Source organism: Promicromonospora sp. NPDC057488, assembly GCF_042802395.1.
Taxonomy (GTDB): Bacteria; Actinomycetota; Actinomycetes; order Actinomycetales; family Cellulomonadaceae; genus Promicromonospora.
Window position 1 is genome coordinate 51,352 of the sequence record NZ_JBHVEG010000011.1, and the last position, 17,560, is coordinate 68,911.

The window sequence follows — 17,560 nt, forward strand, 5'->3', positions numbered from 1 at the left end:
GGACGTCCGGCGCCCGGCGGGCGGTCGGGTCACTCCGTCGGGCGGCGGCGGGCCCAGCTGCCCGTGATGTGGTCGCGCATCGCGGCCGACGCCGCCTCGGCGTCGCCCGCCAGCAGCGCCGCCAGGATGTGGGTGTGCTGCTCGTGCGTCAGCTCGAGGTCCTCGCGCGTGGGGTGCCCGCTGTACTGCGGCGTGTGCAGGGCCTTGCCCTGGATGTTCGAGACGATCGCCCGGCCGAACGCGTCCTGCGATGCGCGGTGGATCAGCTCGTGGAACTCGACGTCGGCGGCCGCGTAGGCGGTCGGGTCGTCCATCAGCCCGGCGAGCTCCTCGGCCTTGGCCGTCAGGGCCGCGCGCTGCGGCGCGTCCAGCAGGCCGGCCGCGCGCTCCGCCATGGCGCACTCCAGCGTGGCGCGGACCTGGACGAGGTTGTCGAGGTAGACCAGCCGGTCCTCGCGCTGGAACAGCGCGTCCAGCACCAGGGGGTCCAGGAGGCTCCACTGGTCCTGGTCCAGCACCACGGTGCCCCAGCCCTGCCGCGTCGCGACGAGGCCCTTCTCGGCCAGGGTGGTCGTGGCCTCGCGGATCACCGTGCGGCTCACCTCGTACTGCTCGCACAGCACGCCGGCCGGCGGCAGTGCCGACCCGGGCGCGTAGTCGCCCACCACGATGGCCGTGACCAGGCTCTTGACGACAGCCGCGGCGAGCGGCGGACGGTGCCGCTGGGGGCGGGGTACTGCGGCACCGGCCGCGGGCGTCGAGTTCATCAGACCGAGGGTAGTCGAGTGTTGTACTATCGTCACTCGTATCATAAGTTATGAATGACATGCTGGCGGAGCGTCGCGAGCGTGCTGTCTCGACGACGATGTGGAGCACGATGCGAATCACCGGGTACCGGAGCCTGACGACGATCCACCGCTGGGGTCGCCCCGTGGGCGATGTGAACGGCGTGGTGGCCGGTGGCGTGACCGAGGTGCCGATCGTCCTGGTCGAGACCGACGGCGGGCTGACCGGCGTCGGCCTCGGGGCGCACGGCGACATCGCGCGGGTGTTCCCCGCCCTGGACGGGCAGGACCCGCGGGCCGTGACCGCGCTGTACGACCGGATGCTCGCGTTCGTGTTCAAGTCCGGGCACAACGGCGCCACGTTCGGCACCATCGGCGCCCTCGACATGGCGCTGTGGGACCTCAAGGCCAAGATGGCGGACGAGCCGCTGTGGCAGACGCTCGGCGCCGACGACCGGTTCGTGCGCGGCTACGCCTCGGGCCTGGAGTACGGGCTCGGCGACGACGAGCTGGTCGGCCTCTACGAGCAGTGGGCCGAGCGCGGCTACACGGGCGCCAAGGTCAAGGGCGGCCTCGACGTGAACCGCGACGCCAAGCGGCTGGCGGCGGTGCGCGACGTGCTGCGCGTCAACACCGACCAGCCCGCCATGATGTACGACGTGAACGAGTCCTGGGGCCGGCACCAGGCGGTCCGGCTCGCGCGCCAGGTCGAGGAGCAGGTGGACCTGACCTGGATCGAGGAGCCCGTGCGGCGCTGGGACGTGCCGGGCCACCGCGCGGTCGTGACCGGCGTGCAGGCCGCCGTGGCCACCGGCGAGAACCTCACGGGCCTGGAGCAGTACCGGCAGCTCCTCGACCAGGACGCCGTGAGCGTGGTGCAGGCCGGCAGCGTCTGGGGCATCACCCACTTCCTGCGGGTGTCCGTGCTGGCCCTGGGCAAGGACCTGCCCGTGAGCCCGGTGGCGTACGACACCAACCCGGTGGCGCACGCGGCCGCGGCCGTGCCGAACCACCTCGTCACCGAGGTCCAGGACCTCGAGGCCCCGGTGGGTCTGGTCGTGGACCAGGAGATCACCGACGGCGGGATACTTCTCGGCAGGTCGCCCGGGCTGGGTATCGAGGTCGACGAGGCGCTCATCGCCGCGCAGCGCGAGTCGGGGGCGTGGTCCGCCCCCGCCGGGCCGCACGTGCGCCCCGCCGACGCCGGCCTGCGGCTCGCCCCGCGCCGTGCCTGACCATCCGGGACACCCCGGTCCAGCCAAGGAGGATGACCACCCCATGACCCAGCGCCCCCGCGCGGTCCTCGCCTTCGGGCCGCCGTCCCTCGTGGGCCAGATCTTCACCCCGGACGCCCTCGCCCGGATCACCGCCGTGCTCGACGTCGACGTCGAGCAGGTGGTCACCGAGACCGGTTCGGACGCCGCGCGCCGGCTGCTGGCCGACGCCGAGGTGCTGCTCGCGGGCTGGGGCGCGCCCCGGGTCGGCGTCGAGCACGCCCCGCTGCTGCGCGCCGTCGTCTACGCCGGGGGCGTGGCGAGCACCTGCCTCGACGACCCCGCGGCGCACGCCGCCCGCGGCCTGGTCGCCGCGAACGCGCGCGCCGTCAACGCGGTGCCCGTGGCCGAGTACACGCTCGCGGCGATCCTGCTGGCCAACAAGCGGGCCTGGGCCGCCGAGCGGTCCTACCGCGCGAGCCGGCGGCTGCCCGACCGCGCCGACGAGCGGGCCGACCTCGGCAACTACCGCCGTACGGTCGGCGTCGTGGGCGCCTCCCAGGTGGGGCGCCGCGTGATCGAGCTGCTGCGCCCGTTCGACCTGGACGTCCTGGTGTACAGCCCCGAGCTGGACGAGGCCGGCGCGGCCGCGCTCGGTGCCCGGTACGGCACCCTGGACGAGGTCGCGGCGCGGAGCGACGTGCTGTCGCTGCACCAGCCGGTGCTCCCGGAGACGGTCGGCCAGATCGACGCGCGGGTCCTGGCCCTGCTGCCCGACGGCGCGACGCTGATCAACACCGCGCGCGGCGCCGTCGTCGACGAGGCCGCGCTGCTCGCCGAGCTGCGCACCGGCCGGATCGACGTCGTGCTCGACGTGACCGAGCCCGAGCCGCCGGCCGCCGACAGCGAGCTGTGGGACCTGCCGAACGTGGTGCTCACGCCGCACATCGCCGGGTCGGCTGGCGGCGAGCTGCACCGCATGGGCGACCACGTGGCGGCCGAGGCCGAGCGGTACGCCGCCGGGCTGCCGTTCGCCCACCCCGAGCACCTGGGAGCACCGCATGCGTGAGCACACCCTGCGCACCGGCACGCGGCTGACCGAGCTCGGCCTCGGCGCCGCCCAGCTCGGCAACCTCTACCGCGAGACGACGGACGAGGAGGCGCGCGCCGCCGTCGACGCCGCGTGGGACGCCGGCGTCCGGTACTTCGACACGGCCCCGCACTACGGCCTCGGCCTGTCCGAGCGGCGGCTGGGCGCGGCGCTCGCCGGCCGCCCGCGCGACGAGTACGTCGTCTCGACCAAGGTGGGGCGGGCCCTGGTGTCGACGCCGGAGCGCGCGCACCTGACGGACGACGGCGGCTTCGCCGTCCCGGCCGCGCACCGGCGGGAGTGGGACTTCTCGCGCGACGGCGTGCTGCGCTCGCTGGAAGGCAGCCTGGAGCGGCTCGGGCTGGACCGGCTCGACGTCGTCTACCTGCACGACCCCGACGACCACTGGGAGCAGGCGTCCACGAGCGGCGTCCGGGCCCTCGTGGAGCTGCGCGACCAGGGCGTGGTCTCGGCGGTCGGCGCGGGCATGAACCAGTCGGCGATGCTCGCCCGGTTCGTCCGCGAGACCGACGTCGACGTCGTCATGTGCGCCGGGCGGTTCACCCTCGTGGACCACACGGCCGTGGCCGACCTGCTGCCCGCCGCCGTCGAGCGCGGGGTGTCCGTGGTCGCGGCCGCCGTCTACAACTCGGGGCTGCTGGCGAACCCGCGACCGCGCCCCGGCGCGCGGTTCGACTACGCGGAGGCGCCCGGCGACCTCGTCGCGCGGGTGCACCGCGTCGCGGACGTCGCGCAGGCGTACGGCGTCACCGTCCCCGACCTGGCGGCCCGGTTCGCGCTGCGACACCCCGTCGTGGCGTCGGTCGTCATGGGCATGCGCACCGCCGAGCACGTGACGACGTCCGCCGAGCGGATCGCCCGCGACGTGCCGGCCGGGCTCTGGGACGAGCTCGACCGCCTCGGCCTGGTGCCGCACCTCTCATCACCCACAGGACGGAGCACGTCATGACCACCCATCACGCCGCGGGGCCCGCGACGGCACCGAAGGTGACCGCGCTCGCCCGCTGGATGCGCACCTGGGTGGGCGCGGAGGGCCAGATCCGGGGCTTCCACAACCACAGCGTGTGGGGCACCAACCCGGCCACGTTCATCGACTTCACGAGCGGGCACCAGGCGTTCTCGGCGCCCGCGACGGCGGCGTTCGCCGAGGCCCTGGCCCGGCACCCCGACGACCGCGGGCTGGACCTGTGGCGCCGGATGATGCTGTTCCAGGCCCGCACCGTCCAGGACGACGGCCAGTTCAAGCACATCGGCTTCCAGGTGGGGGAGTCGGCCACGGCCGGCCTCATCCACAACATGGCGGGCTGCATCGGGCTGCTGGAGGGGCTGCGGCACGCCGGGCACCTGCTGGAGCCCGCGGAGGTCGCCGAGGTGCTGCGCGCCGTGGCGGCCAACCTGGAGGCGTGCCGCGTGTACGGCGGCGGCCGGCCCACGCCCGAGGGCACCGTGAACCAGGAGTACGCCCGCGTCTGGGCCAAGCTCCGCTACACGGAGCTGTCCGGCGACGACCGCTACGCGGCCGAGCTGGAGGAGGACCTCGACACCCTGGTGCGGCTCAGCGCCGCGCCCGGCGTGCCCGACGAGGAGAGCTCCGGCGCGTACCGGCAGCCCACCGACCGGGCGGGCGGCGGCATCCTGGAGCCGGCCGAGTACTACGGGCTGATGATGGTGCCGCTCGTGCTCGGGTCCCGGCGGTTCGGCCGCCGCGACCTGCTGGACGAGGCGGTCCGCCTGGGCCTGCACGTGGCGCGGTCGGCGTGGGTGGACGAGCGGGGCTGCACCCGCTACCACCGCTACTGGTACGTCCGCGGGGACACGGTGCTGCGCACCACCACGCCCATGCTGATCGCGGGCATGGGGCTGAGCCTCTACGGGATCGACGAGATCCTCGCCGAGGTGAGCAACCCCGAGCTCGGCCGGTTCGTCGACGCGTGCCTGGCCACCTACGCGCGCTACCAGACGCCGGCCGGCTACTTCGCGTCGGCCACGGGCTGGCACAACGAGGCCGACGTCGCCCCCAGCACGGCGTGGCACGCCCACGACCTGATGTTCCTGGTGCGGCACGTGAGCACGCACGACTCGTTCTGGGCCGAGGTGTTCGCGGTGCCGGACCGGCGGTCGGTGCTGCTCTCCGACCGCGCCTACTGGGTCGAGGACGGCGCGCACTGGGCGATCCTGAGCCCGGAGACCGCGGGCGACCTCAGCATCTTCGGGCGCAAGGACCGGGACACCTTCGGGCGCTCGTTCTTCGCCTGGACCGACAAGACGCCGCTGCCGCAGGAGCTGGAGCTGCCGGAGGCGCCGCACTTCTTCGTGGCGGACGACGGCATCTACCGGCTGGACGACGGGGCCCGCGAGACCGACGTGTCGGTGCTCGGCGAGCTGCCGTACCGGGGCCACGTGCGCGACGCGTGAACCCGTCACGTGCACCCTTGCACGCGACTTTGCACATGTAGTATGTATTACAACTAGCCAGCCCGAGACCGGGTACGGCTCGGACCCCCAAGGTAGGGAGACAAAGATGTCAACTACGTTCCTGCGCCGCGCGCGCGGCGCCGTGGTGCTCGGTTTGACCCCGGTCCTCGCGCTCGCGGCCTGCGGCTCGGAGGGCGGCAGCGGCGACGCGGCCGACGACGGCTCCGTGCGCATGCTCGTGAACATCACGGACAACCTCACGCAGGCCAAGTGGGAGGAGCTCGTCAAGCCGTTCGAGGACGAGAGCGGGATCGACGTCAAGATCGAGGGCCCCAGCGGCCAGTCGGTCGCCGAGTCCTTCCCGTCGCTGCTCGCGGCGGGTACCGCCCCCGACGTCATCGAGTCCATCGTGCCCGGCCCCGACACGGCTCCCGAGGTGCTCGACCTGACCGAGTACGACTGGGCCTCCGGCACCCCGATGGCCGACCTGTACTCGACGGGCGGCACGATCAACGTCGTCGGCGTCGGCATGCAGGCGCAGTCGCTCATGTACTACAACGCGGACCTCTTCAAGGAGGCCGGCATCACCGAGCCGCCGACCACCTGGGACGAGCTCGACGACGCGCTGGCGGCCCTCGCCGCCAACGACGTGGCCACGCCCATCGCCTTCGCCTCGGACTGGGCCACCGGCGTCCAGGTCCAGGAGATCTGGCACCCCCAGCAGAACGTCACCACGCCGGGCTGGCAGCAGAGCGTCGCGGACGGCTCGTCCACCCTCGGCGACCAGTTCCAGCCGGTGTTCGAGCACGTCACCGACTGGATCGACGCCGGGTACACGACCGCCGACGACGTCGCGACCGACAGCGGCACGCAGGAGGCCAACTTCATCGCGGGCGACGTGGGCGTCTACCCCATGGGCTCGTGGTTCAGCACCACGCTCGCGGCCTCGCCGCCCGACTTCGAGGTGGGCGTGTTCGCCCCGCCGGTCGACGACGCCGCCGCGGCGCCCGGGCCGATGGGCGCCACCCTGGCCTTCCCGTACATGGTGTGGAAGGGCACGGCCAACCCGGACGGCGCCACGGCGCTGGTCGAGTACCTGACCACGGACGAGGCCGCCATCGCCGCCCAGGCCGAGATGGACAGCTTCAGCCGCGAGGGCCTGGAGCCCAGCAGCAACGAGTACGCGGGCATGGTGCAGGAGCTGTCCGACGCCGCGCCGTCGTACGTCGTGCCCGGCAACCAGACCGTCGGCGACTACGCGCTGCCGGTGGCCGGGTTCAACCCGAAGTTCACCGAGCTGGTCCAGGGCCTGTGGCAGGGTCGCTCCCCGGCCGACGTCGCCGGCGACCTGACCGCCTGGTACGAGGCGGAGAAGCTCGGCTGACATGGCTCGCACCACGACCACCCGGCGAGGGCTCCTCAGCGGTCTCGCGAACGGGCTGATGACGCTGCCGGCCGCCGCCGTCTACACCGGGCTGACGGTGGTGCCGGTCGGGTACGCCGTCTACTACTCGTTCACGCAGTACAACGGCATCCCGAGCCAGGCGCCCACCTGGGTGGGCTGGGAGAACTACGCGCGGATCATCGCCGACCCGATCGGCGACCTGCGCCCGGCGGCCTGGGTGACGCTCGTGATCGCCGTGGTCGGCGCCTTCCTCGTGAACGGCGCCGCCCTCGGCCTCGCGCTCCTGCTGCGCCGCACGACGCCGTTCAACACCTTCGCGCGCGCCGTGATGTTCTACCCGCACGTGCTGTCCGCCCTGATCGTGGGGTTTCTCTGGCAGGCGATCCTGGGGCCCCAGGGCGCGGTGAACAACCTGCTGGAGAACGCCGGGCAGTCCACGCTGCCGTTCCTGTCCGACCCGGACTGGGCGCTGGTGACCCTCATCGGGGTGATCGTGTGGGCGCAGTTCGGCGTGCAGCTCGTCCTGTACCTGGCGGGTCTGCAGGCGGTCTCGCCGGAGCTCCAGGAGGCCGCGCGGCTCGACGGCGCCAACGGCCCGCAGGTGTTCCGGCACGTGACCTGGCCGGCGCTGGCGCCGACCGTGACGGTCACGATCGTCACGTCGATCCTGTCGCTGCTCAAGGTCTACGACGTGGTCCTCGGCCTGACCAACGGCGGGCCCGGCGACGCGACGCAGACCTGGGCGTACGAGATCCTCGCGGTCTCCTTCGCCAACAACAAGGTGGGCCTCGCGTGCGCGCAGGCCGTCCTGCTCGTCGTCGTCGCCGGGATCCTGTCGTTCACCATCATCGCGCTCCGCAGGCGCGCCGAAGAAGGAGCGGAGGCCGTCGGATGACGCGCACCAGCCCGATCCGCCGGGCGGTCCAGGTCGCCGTCGTGGCCGTGCTCTCGGCCGCCATGCTCGTACCGATGTACATCATGGTGGTCAACGCGTTCAAGCCGCAGCAGGAGATCCTCCTGTCCCCGCTCGGCTTCGACCTTGCCACCCTGACCACCGACCACATCGCGGCCGCGTGGCAGAACACGAGCTTCCCGGTGGTCGAGGGCTACGCCGTCACGCTGTTCCTGGTGCTGGCCTGCAACGTGGTGGCGATCGGGGCGTCCGTCCCGGCCGCGTACACGATCGCCCGCACGCCCACGCCGCTGTTCCGGTTCCTGCTGTTCTTCTTCGTCGCGGGCATGTTCGTGCCGGCGCAGATCATCCTGGTCCCGGCCATCTTCGTGCTCAAGGCCCTCGGCCTGATGGGCACCCTGCCGGGCCTGGTGCTGTTCATGTCGTCCACGATGATCCCGTTCACGCTGTTCATCTTCAGCGGGTACATCCGGATGCTGCCGAGGTCGCTGGACGAGGCCGCGGCGATCGACGGTGCGGGCCGCCAGCGCATCCTGTGGACCATCGTGTTCCCGCTCATGCGGCCCATCGTGGCCACCGCGTTCATCCTCAACGCGCTGAGCGCCTGGAACGACTTCGTGAGCCCGCAGCTCATCCTCGGCCCCGGCTCGCAGTTCCGGACGATCACCACCGGCGTGTACGCCGCGGTGTCCACCTACACGACCAACTACGAGATCGTCTTCCCCACCCTGCTGCTCGCCGTGGTGCCGATCCTGCTGATCTTCGTACTCATGCAGCGGCACATCATGGGCGGCCTCTCGGCCGGCGCCGTCAAGGGCTGAGCGCCCCGACCCGCGCACCCGCGCACCACCCCGTCACAAGGAGACCCGAATGACCGTCGACTTCACCGACTCCAAGCAGGTCGCCCAGGCGATCCAGTACACGAACGTCAACCCGGACCTGACCCGGGCCGACCTCGTCAAGCACGTCGAGACCTGCGTCGAGTACGGGTTCGACGCCGCGATGATCGCGCCCTACTGGGTCTCGCTCGCCAAGGACGTGCTGGCCGGCACAGGCGTGCGCGTGGCCTCCACGCTGAACTTCCCGATGGCCAACGACACCCTGACGATGCGCCTGGCCGCCCTGCGCGCCCTGGTCGCCGAGGGCGTCGACGAGTTCGACTTCCCGCCGCACCCCGGGCTGCTGATCGGCGGCGACGAGGACCTGTACGCCCGCGACATCACCGAGATCGTGGCCGTGGCACACGCCGAGGGCGTCAAGGTCAAGGCGATGCTGGAGTTCGGGTTCCTGGAGACCGACGAGCTCAAGGTGAAGGCCACCCGGATCGCCTACGAGGCGGGCGTGGACTGGGTCAAGCAGTCCTCGGGCTGGGGCAAGGGCGGCAAGGTGGCCACCGAGCACGACGTGCGCCTGCTCGCCGCGAACATCGAGCCGCCCTGCCGGGTCAAGGTGTCCGGCAAGGTCAACACGCTGGAGAAGATGCAGAGTCTGTTCGAGGCCGGCGCCGAGCTGGTCGGCACCAGCTCGGGCCCGGCGATCGTCGACGGGCTCGTGGGGGACCCGGATGCCTACTGAGCCCGGGGGCGCCGCGGGCACGGCCCGCGTCGCTGTCGTCGGCAGCTACGCCAAGGCGCTGGTGATGACGGCGGACCGCATCCCCGCGCCCGGCGAGACCCTGATCGGCCGCGACTTCCGCGGGACGTTCGGCGGCAAGGGCTCCGACATGGCCGTCCAGGCGGCCCGGCTGGGTGCCGCGGTGTCCTACCTCGGCGTCGTCGGCGACGACGTGTACGGGGTCGAGCTCCGCGAGCTCCTCGCGCGGGAGGGGGTCGACCCAGTCGGGCTGCGGGTCGCGCCGGGGGAGTCGACCGGCGTCGGCTTCATCGTCAAGGACACCGCGGGCCGCAACGTGATCGTCGTCGACCCGGGGGCGAACAACAGCTTCTCCCCGGCCGACGTCGACGCGGCGGCCGGGGCGCTGGGCGGCGCCCACGTCGCGCTCGCCCAGCTCGAGATCCCGCTGGCCACCGCCCTGCACGCGCTCACCGTGGCGCGGGCGGCCGGGGTCACCACGATCCTGAACCCCGCGCCCGCGGTCGACCTGCGCGGGACTGACCTGACCTGCGTGGACGTGCTGACGCCGAACGAGCACGAGGCCAGGGCGACCCTCGGCCTCGGGCCCGACGACGCCACGCCGCCCGCCGAGCTGGGCCGCCGCCTGCTGGCCCTCGGCCCGCGCGCCGTGGTGATCACGCTCGGCGAGGCCGGCGCGCTGGTCGTCACCGCCGACGGCACCGTCGAGGTGCCGCCGGTGCGCGTCGACGTCGTCGACTCGAACGGCGCGGGCGACAGCTTCAACGCGGCCCTGGCCGTGGCCCTCGGCGAGGGCCGGGACCTGCCCGCCGCCGCGGGCTTTGCCGGTACCGTCGCCGCACTGTGCTGCGAGCACTGGGAGACCGTCCCGTCCTACCAGGACCGGGCCACGGTCGACGCGTTCCTCGCCGCCGACCGCACGACCGCGAGCACGACGACCACGAGCACGACGACGAGCACGGAGGCGCGACGATGAGAGCTGGACGGATCCTGCACCCGGAGCTGGCCCGGGGCCTGGCCACGCTGGGGCACACCGACGTGGTGCTGGTCACCGACGCGGGCTTCCCCATCCCCGCCGGGGCCAACCGGATCGACCTGGCGCTGACGCGCGGGCAGCTCGACGTGCAGTCGGTCCTGCGGGCGCTGCTGGACTCCACGTTCTTCGAGGAGGCGCACTTCGCCACCGAGCTCAAGACGCACCACCCGCGCCTGTACGGCGAGGTGCAGGACATCTTCACCGGCTCGGGGGCCACGTTCCACGGCACCACGCACGAGGTGCTCATCGAGCAGTGGGCCCCGCGCGCCAAGGTCGTGGTGCGCTCGGGCTCGTTCGAGCCCTGGGCCAACTTCGCGCTCGTCGCCTCGACGGCGCCGTTCGAGTGGTTCGACGACGACGAGGTGACGATCCTGCCCGCGTACGTGGAGCGGCGCCGGCTCATCTCCGAGGCCGTCCGCCCCGACCTGGGCTGAGCCATGACGCAGAGGATCGACGCGCACCACCACCTGTGGGTGCGCTCGCGGACGCCGCAGGACTGGATCGACCCGGTGACCATGGCGGCAATCGACGCCGACTTCACGCCCGACGACCTGGCTGAAGCGCTGGCCGGCCAGGGCGTGACGGGCACGGTCGTGGTCCAGTCGGTGCAGGTCGAGGCCGAGACCGTGGACCTGCTGGCCCTCGCGGCCCGCACCCCGGTGGTCCAGGGTGTGGTGGGCTGGGTGGACCTGGCGGACCCCGACGTCGCCGGCGCCCTGGCCCGGCTGCGGTCCGGGCCCGGCGGCGCCCACCTGGTGGGCGTCCGGTCGATGGTCCAGGCGGAGCACGACCCGGCCTATCTGGACGGCGCCGACCTGCGCCGGGGCATGCGGGCGGTGGCCGCCGCCGGCCTCGCGCTCGACCTGGTGACCCGGCACGACCAGCTCCCCGCCGTCGCGCGGCTGGTGCGCGAGCTGCCCGAGGTGCCGTTCGTGCTGGACCACCTGGGCAAGCCGCCGCTCGCCGGCGCCGACCCCACCACCGGCGGCGACCTCGCCGGCTGGGCGGCGGCGATCGATGCGATCGCGGCCTCGCCGAACGTGACGGCCAAGCTGTCCGGCCTGGTCACCGAGGCGTCCTGGACCGCGTGGACGGCCGAGGGCCTGCGGCCCGCCGTCGAGCACGCGGTCGCGGCCTTCGGGCCGGAGCGGCTCATGTTCGGCTCCGACTGGCCGGTCAGCCTCCTGGCCGCCCGCTACGACGCGTGGGTCGAGACGCTGTCGAGCCTCCTGGCCGGCCTGTCGCCGGCCGAGCAGGAAGCGATCTGGCACGGCACGGCGCGGCGCGCGTACGGCCTGCCCGCACCAACCATCGAAGAGGAGCAAGGATGAAGCTCGCCCGGATCGGAAGCCCCGGCCAGGAGCGCCCCGTGGCGCACGACGGCGACGGCTGGCGGGACCTGAGCCCGCTCACGGCGGACATCGACGGCGCCTTCCTCGCCGCCGACGGCGTGGCGCGCACCCGCGCGGCCCTGGCGGCCGGGACGCTCGCCGAGGTCGACGTGGACGGCGAGCGGTTCGGCGCCCCGGTGGCCCGGCCCTCCGCCGTCGTCTGCGTGGGCATGAACTACGCGGCGCACGCCGCGGAGTCCGGCTCCGCCCCGCCGGAGCGCCCCGTGATCTTCCTCAAGACGCCGAACACCGTGGCCGGCCCGGACGACGTCGTCACCATCCCGCGGGGCAGCCGCAAGACGGACTGGGAGGTGGAGCTCGCGGTGGTGATCGGCCGCCGCGCCAGCTACCTCGACTCGCCCGAGCAGGCCCGCGACGTGATCGCCGGGTACACCGTGGCCAACGACCTGTCCGAGCGCGCGTGGCAGATCGAGGAGTCCGGCGGCCAGTGGTCCAAAGGCAAGAACGCCCCCGGCTTCACGCCGCTCGGCCCGTGGCTGGTCACGCCCGACGAGGTGGACGGCGCCGGTACCGGCCTGCGGCTGCGCTCCTTCGTCAACGGCGAGCCGCGCCAGGACTCGTCCACGGCAGACCTGATCTTCGGCGTCGACGTGCTGGTGCACACCCTCAGCCAGTACCTGGCCCTGGAGCCCGGCGACGTGCTGCTGACCGGCACCCCCGAGGGCGTCGCGCTGTCGGGCCGGTTCCCGTACCTGCGCCCGGGCGACGTCGTGTCCCTCGAGATCGAGGGCCTGGGCCGCCAGCGCCAGGAGTACGTGGCGTGGGAGCCGGCCGGTTCCGGGTCCGGTTCCACGGGGAACGCGGAGGTGCGCGCATGACCGCCTTCGACGGCCTCGTCGCCGTGGTCACGGGCGGGTCCTCCGGCATCGGCGCCGCGATCGTGCGCCGGCTGCGCGCGGGCGGGGCCCGGGTCGCGGTGTTCGACGTCGACCCCGACGCCGCCGACGCCGACCTCGCCCTGCCGGTCGACGTGACCGATGCCGCCTCCGTCGAGGCCGCGGTGGCCGCCGTCGAGGCCGAGCTCGGCCGGCTCGACGTGCTGGTCAACAACGCGGGCATCGGCGCTCAGGGCACCGTGGCCGACAACCCCGACGAGGAGTGGCTGCGGGTGCTCGACCTGAACGTGGTGGGCATCGCGCGCACCACGCGGGCCGCGCTGCCGCTGCTGCGCCGCTCGCCGTCCGCCGCGATCGTCAACACGTGCTCGATCGCCGCGACCGCCGGGCTGCCCCAGCGCGCGCTGTACAGCGCCAGCAAGGGCGCCGTGCTGGCGCTGACCCAGGCCATGGCCGCGGACCACGTGCGCGAGGGCATCCGGGTCAACGCCGTCAACCCCGGCACCGTGGACACCCCCTGGGTGGGGCGGCTCCTGGCGCGCGCGGACGACCCGGCGGCCGAGCGCGCGGCCCTGGAGGCACGGCAGCCGCACGGCCGCCTCGTCTCCGCGGACGAGGTCGCCGAGGCGGTCGCGTACCTCGCGAGCCCGCAGGCGGCGTCCACCACGGGCACGACGATCGCCGTCGACGGCGGGATGCACTCCCTCCGGGTCCGCCCCGCATGACGTCTCGGCGGCCGGTCCCCGGCGCTGCGCCGGGGACCGCGGGGGTTAGCGTGGCCGGATGAGCACCATCACCACTGATGTCGTCGTCGTCGGGCTGGGCGGCTTCGGGAGCGCCGCGCTCTGGCGGCTCGCCGAGCGCGGCGTCTCCGTGGCCGGGATCGACCGCTTCGACATCGGCCACAACCTCGGGTCCTCGCACGGCGCGACCCGGCTGTTCCGGGTCGCCTGCATGGAGCACCCCGGTCTCGCCGCCGTGGCCCGCAAGTCCCTGGACCTGTGGACCGGGCTGGGGGAGCGGTACGGCGAGAGCTACGTGGAGCAGACCGGCTGCCTGAGCGTCGGGGACCCGGCGTCCCTGCCGGTCCGCGGCACGACGGCGGCGGCCGAGGCAGCCGGCGTCGAGGTGCACCACCTGGTGCACGACGAGCTGGTACGCCGGTACCCGCAGTACGCCGGCCTGGACGAGCGGACCGTCGGGGTGTTCGACCCCGAGGGCGGCCTCTGCTTCCCCGAACGCAACGTCCGCGCGCAGGTCCGGGCGGCCATGGACGCGGGCGCCCAGGTGTACCCGGGCACGCGCGTGACGTCGGTGGAGCTCGTGGACGGCGGCGTGCGCGTGACCACGCCCACCGCCGTGTTCGAGGCCGCGCAGGCGGTCGTCACCGCCGGGGCCTGGAACGCCAAGCTGCTGCCCGACCTGCCGCTGCGGCCCCGCCGCACCCCGCTGTACTGGTTCGCGCCGAAGGCGGACGCCACGCAGCAGTTCGACCTGTCCGCCTTCCCGTCGTTCATCTACGAGCTCGCCGACGGGCGCGGCCTGTGGGGCCACGGGAGCGGCGACGGCTTCCACATCAAGATCGGGCTCAGCGACCACGGGCACGACGACACCGACCCCGACGAGCTGGACCGGTACATCCACCCGCGCCGCGACATCGACCGCCTGGCCGAGACGGTCGCGGCGGCGTTCCCGCAGGTGGACCCGGTACCGGTCAAGGCGATCCCGTGCATGATCACCAACTCGCCGGACGAGCTGTTCCTCGTGGGCCGCCCCGGCGGCGACCCGCGCCTGGTCATGGCCGGCGGGGACAGCGGGCACGGGTTCAAGCACGTCGCGGGCGTGGGCGAGCTGCTGGCGCAGATCGCCGTCGGCGAGCAGACCTACGGCGACGTGAGCTTCATGGACCCGGACCGGTTCGCGGGACGTCCCGCGTGAAGAATGGCACCGAGCACCCCCTGACATGCGGAAAGATGCGCGCATGAGGTTCGAGTATTTCGCAGCCCCGGACGACGAGACGGCTGCCCTGACCATCGACGGCGGCGAGATCGACGGAGCCGTGGGATCCCACGTGGTCGACCCCGCCTCCGTGCTGGGCCAGCTGGAGCGGCTGCTCGGCGGCCCCACCGGCGACGACGGCCTGCGCAGCGCCCAGCTCGTGGCCGAGAGCCCGGACGGCGCCCGGCTGCTCATCCGGCTGTCCAACCACCTGGTGACGCTGTTCGGCATGGTGCGACCCACCACGCTGGACGACGTGGTCAAGCACTGGTCCCTCTCGCGGCGCTTCCGCCGGGCCGAGCCCGAGGACCTGCACGCCTTCGCCGCGGGCCTGCACGAGCTGTGCAAGGGCAGCGGCAAGCGCGTGTACTGCCGTGCGACCGCGGACGAGAGCGAGCTGGCCGCCGCCATGGCCCCGGCTGGTTCGGCGCCCGAGGGCGAGGCCGGCGCCGACCCGGCCGAGCCCAAGCCCCTGCCCCGGCGGCGCTGATAGGGGTTTTTACCTACTGACAGGTTAGTAAGTGGCTCGGTAGGGTGAGGCGCCGCCGCGACGACGCGGCGCCAGACCCTGCCGGAGGCTGCCATGTCACGTGTTCGGAAGGTGGTCGGCGCGCTGAGCGCCGTCCTGCTCGCCGGTCTGCTGGGGGTGGTCGCGTCGCCCGGCGCGGTCGCCGCCTCCACCGGCACGATCGTCGGCTCCGCCAGCGGCCGGTGCCTCGACGTGACCGAGGGATCGACCGCCAACGGCAACCGGCCCCAGGTGTGGGACTGCACGTCGAACAACGCCAACCAGACCTGGACCTTCGCCGACGACGGCTCCGTGCGCGGGCTCGGCAAGTGCCTCGACGTCGCCGACGGCTCGACGGCGAACGGCGCCGTCGTCCACCTCTGGGACTGCTACTCCTCGCTCGCGAGCCAGCGGTGGACGCTGACCGCGGCCGGCGACCTGGTCAACCAGGCCGCGAACAAGTGCCTGGACGTCGCGGGCGGCGCGACGGCGAACGGGACCAAGGTGCAGCTCTGGACCTGCACCGGCGCCGCCAACCAGAAGTGGACGCACAACGGGAGCTCCGTGCCTGGGCCGAACCCCGACCCGGTCCTGCCGGACCCGGCCAACCCGGACCTCGGCCCCAACGTCGCGGTCTTCGACACGTCCATGTCCGACTCCGCGGTCCAGGCCAAGCTCAACAGCGTCTTCGACGCCCAGGAGACCAACCAGTTCGGCACCCAGCGCCAGGCGCTCCTGTTCTACCCGGGCTCCTACGACGTCGACGCCAACGTCGGCTTCTTCACGCAGGTCGCGGGCCTCGGGCTGGTGCCCGACGACGTGAACATCAACGGCCATGTGCACGTCGAGGCCGACTGGTGGCCGGACGGCTCGCAGAACGCCACGCAGAACTTCTGGCGCTCCGCGGAGGGCCTGTCCGTGACGCCCGCCGACGGCAACGACCGGTGGTCCGTGTCCCAGGCGGCGCCCTACCGGCGCATGCACCTGCGCGGCAACCTCGCCCTGTCCGACGGCGGCTGGTCGTCCGGCGGGTTCATCGCCGACTCGAAGGTCGACGGCCAGATCAACTCCGGCACCCAGCAGCAGTTCCTCACGCGGAACTCCGCCATGGGGAGCTGGACCGGGTCGAACTGGAACCAGGTGTTCGTGGGCAGCACCGGGACGCCGTCGAACAGTTTCCCCAACCCGCCCTACACGACCATCGCCGCCACCCCGAAGGTCGCCGAGAAGCCGTACCTCTACGTCGACGACAACGGCTCCTACCGGGTCTTCGTCCCGGCCGTCCGGTCCGGCTCGGCCGGCACCACGTGGGGCGGCGGCAACCCGGCCGGGCGGTCGCTGCCGATCAGCGACTTCCACGTGGTGCGGCCCGGCGACTCCGCCGCCAGCATGAACACGGCGCTCGCCGCCGGCAAGAACCTGCTGGTCACCCCCGGCACCTACCCGATCAGCCAGACGCTCCAGGTCAACCGCGCCGACACCGTGGTGCTGGGGCTGGGCCTCGCCACGTTCGTGCCGCAGGGCGGCATCGACGCCATGCGCGTGGCCGACGTCGACGGCGTGCGCCTGGCCGGGATCATGTTCGACGCCGGGACGGGCGGCTCGAACGTGCTGCTCCAGGTGGGCCCGGCGGGCTCGTCCGCCGACCACGCGGCCAACCCGACGGTGCTGTCCGACGTGTTCATCCGGGTGGGCGGCTCGGTCGCCGGCAAGGCTGTGGTGAGCATGGAGGTCAACAGCGACGACGTGATCGGCGACCACGCCTGGATCTGGCGCGCCGACCACGGCAACAGCGGCACGGTCGGCTGGAACATCAACACCGGCCGCAACGGCCTGATCGTCAACGGCGACGACGTCACGATGTACGGCCTGTTCGTCGAGCACTACCAGCAGTACCAGACCATCTGGAACGGCGAGCGCGGGCGCACGTACTTCTACCAGAACGAGATGCCGTACGACCCGCCGAACCAGGCCGCGTACATGAACGGCTCCACCGAGGGCTGGGCGGCGTACAAGGTGGGCGACGCCGTGACCGACCACCAGGCCTGGGGGCTCGGCAGCTACGCGTTCTTCAACGTCAACCCGGCGGTGGCGAACGCGCGGGCCTTCGAGGTGCCGGTGCGGTCGGGCGTGCGGTTCCACAACATGGTGACCGTTTCGCTGGGCGGGGTGGGCACCATCCGGCGGGTCATCAACAACACGGGGGAGACGGTGAACTCCGGTCGGCAGGTGACGTACCTGACGACGGGGCCGTGACCGCGGGCTGCTGATCCGCACCCGTCCCACTGATCCCCTTCGAGGCCTAAGTTTCTTCGCTCTGAGCCAGCTCAGAGC

17 protein-coding genes are annotated in these 17,560 nt (G+C 73.0%); 16 read left to right on the forward strand and 1 reads right to left on the reverse strand.

Going from position 1 to position 17,560, the window contains the following annotated elements; translation table 11 throughout:
• Positions 1–29 precede the first annotated feature (29 nt).
• Complete coding sequence (locus ACFU5G_RS04125; protein ID WP_036970616.1) at positions 30–767, reverse strand: FadR/GntR family transcriptional regulator; 738 nt, start codon at positions 765–767, stop codon at positions 30–32.
• Between the two features lie 110 nt (positions 768–877).
• Between ACFU5G_RS04125 and ACFU5G_RS04130 the strand changes: the two genes are divergently transcribed.
• The 16 genes from ACFU5G_RS04130 to ACFU5G_RS04205 all read left to right on the forward strand — a co-directional run bounded on the left by ACFU5G_RS04130 (position 878) and on the right by ACFU5G_RS04205 (position 17,482).
• Positions 878–2,020, forward strand: coding sequence for a mandelate racemase/muconate lactonizing enzyme family protein (locus ACFU5G_RS04130; RefSeq protein ID WP_377241068.1), 1,143 nt, complete (start codon positions 878–880; stop codon positions 2,018–2,020).
• A 43-nt stretch (positions 2,021–2,063) separates the two neighbouring features.
• Positions 2,064–3,068 (forward strand): hydroxyacid dehydrogenase, encoded by a 1,005-nt coding sequence (locus ACFU5G_RS04135; protein WP_377241070.1) that lies wholly within the window; start codon positions 2,064–2,066, stop codon positions 3,066–3,068.
• Positions 3,061–4,059: an aldo/keto reductase gene (locus tag ACFU5G_RS04140; protein ID WP_377241072.1), complete on the forward strand. Its 999-nt coding sequence runs from the start codon at positions 3,061–3,063 to the stop codon at positions 4,057–4,059. The genes ACFU5G_RS04135 and ACFU5G_RS04140 overlap by 8 nt, the downstream gene beginning before the upstream one ends.
• The gene (locus ACFU5G_RS04145; RefSeq protein ID WP_377241074.1) at positions 4,056–5,525 is read left to right on the forward strand and encodes a hypothetical protein; all 1,470 of its coding nucleotides are present in this window, start codon (positions 4,056–4,058) and stop codon (positions 5,523–5,525) included. The genes ACFU5G_RS04140 and ACFU5G_RS04145 overlap by 4 nt, the downstream gene beginning before the upstream one ends.
• Before the next feature lie 106 nt (positions 5,526–5,631).
• Entirely contained in the window at positions 5,632–6,909 is a 1,278-nt protein-coding gene (locus ACFU5G_RS04150; protein WP_377241076.1) for an ABC transporter substrate-binding protein, read from the forward strand.
• Position 6,910: 1 nt separating this feature from the next.
• On the forward strand, positions 6,911–7,825 hold the full coding sequence (locus ACFU5G_RS04155) for a carbohydrate ABC transporter permease (RefSeq protein ID WP_377229759.1): 915 nt from the start codon (positions 6,911–6,913) through the stop codon (positions 7,823–7,825).
• The gene (locus ACFU5G_RS04160) at positions 7,822–8,664 is read left to right on the forward strand and encodes a carbohydrate ABC transporter permease (RefSeq protein WP_377241078.1); all 843 of its coding nucleotides are present in this window, start codon (positions 7,822–7,824) and stop codon (positions 8,662–8,664) included. The genes ACFU5G_RS04155 and ACFU5G_RS04160 overlap by 4 nt, the downstream gene beginning before the upstream one ends.
• 49 nt (positions 8,665–8,713) lie before the next feature.
• Positions 8,714–9,418, forward strand: a complete 705-nt coding sequence (gene deoC / locus ACFU5G_RS04165; RefSeq protein ID WP_377241080.1) for a deoxyribose-phosphate aldolase — start codon at positions 8,714–8,716, stop codon at positions 9,416–9,418.
• The gene (locus tag ACFU5G_RS04170) at positions 9,408–10,412 is read left to right on the forward strand and encodes a ribokinase (RefSeq protein WP_377241082.1); all 1,005 of its coding nucleotides are present in this window, start codon (positions 9,408–9,410) and stop codon (positions 10,410–10,412) included. Before deoC ends, ACFU5G_RS04170 begins: the two co-directional genes overlap by 11 nt.
• Positions 10,409–10,906 carry an RbsD/FucU domain-containing protein gene (locus ACFU5G_RS04175; protein WP_377241084.1) on the forward strand — a complete coding sequence of 166 codons (498 nt, stop codon included), beginning with the start codon at positions 10,409–10,411 and terminating at the stop codon, positions 10,904–10,906. The genes ACFU5G_RS04170 and ACFU5G_RS04175 overlap by 4 nt, the downstream gene beginning before the upstream one ends.
• A 3-nt stretch (positions 10,907–10,909) precedes the next feature.
• Positions 10,910–11,803, forward strand: a complete 894-nt coding sequence (locus ACFU5G_RS04180; protein WP_377241086.1) for an amidohydrolase family protein — start codon at positions 10,910–10,912, stop codon at positions 11,801–11,803.
• Positions 11,800–12,702 carry a fumarylacetoacetate hydrolase family protein gene (locus ACFU5G_RS04185; RefSeq protein WP_377241088.1) on the forward strand — a complete coding sequence of 301 codons (903 nt, stop codon included), beginning with the start codon at positions 11,800–11,802 and terminating at the stop codon, positions 12,700–12,702. The genes ACFU5G_RS04180 and ACFU5G_RS04185 overlap by 4 nt, the downstream gene beginning before the upstream one ends.
• The gene (locus tag ACFU5G_RS04190; protein WP_377241090.1) at positions 12,699–13,445 is read left to right on the forward strand and encodes an SDR family NAD(P)-dependent oxidoreductase; all 747 of its coding nucleotides are present in this window, start codon (positions 12,699–12,701) and stop codon (positions 13,443–13,445) included. The genes ACFU5G_RS04185 and ACFU5G_RS04190 overlap by 4 nt, the downstream gene beginning before the upstream one ends.
• A gap of 58 nt (positions 13,446–13,503) precedes the next feature.
• Positions 13,504–14,658 carry an N-methyl-L-tryptophan oxidase gene (gene solA, locus ACFU5G_RS04195; RefSeq protein ID WP_377241092.1) on the forward strand — a complete coding sequence of 385 codons (1,155 nt, stop codon included), beginning with the start codon at positions 13,504–13,506 and terminating at the stop codon, positions 14,656–14,658.
• 43 nt (positions 14,659–14,701) lie between these two features.
• Positions 14,702–15,208, forward strand: coding sequence for a hypothetical protein (locus ACFU5G_RS04200; protein WP_377241094.1), 507 nt, complete (start codon positions 14,702–14,704; stop codon positions 15,206–15,208).
• A gap of 93 nt (positions 15,209–15,301) precedes the next feature.
• Positions 15,302–17,482, forward strand: a complete 2,181-nt coding sequence (locus tag ACFU5G_RS04205; RefSeq protein ID WP_377241096.1) for an RICIN domain-containing protein — start codon at positions 15,302–15,304, stop codon at positions 17,480–17,482.
• The last annotated feature ends 78 nt before the right edge of the window (positions 17,483–17,560 follow it).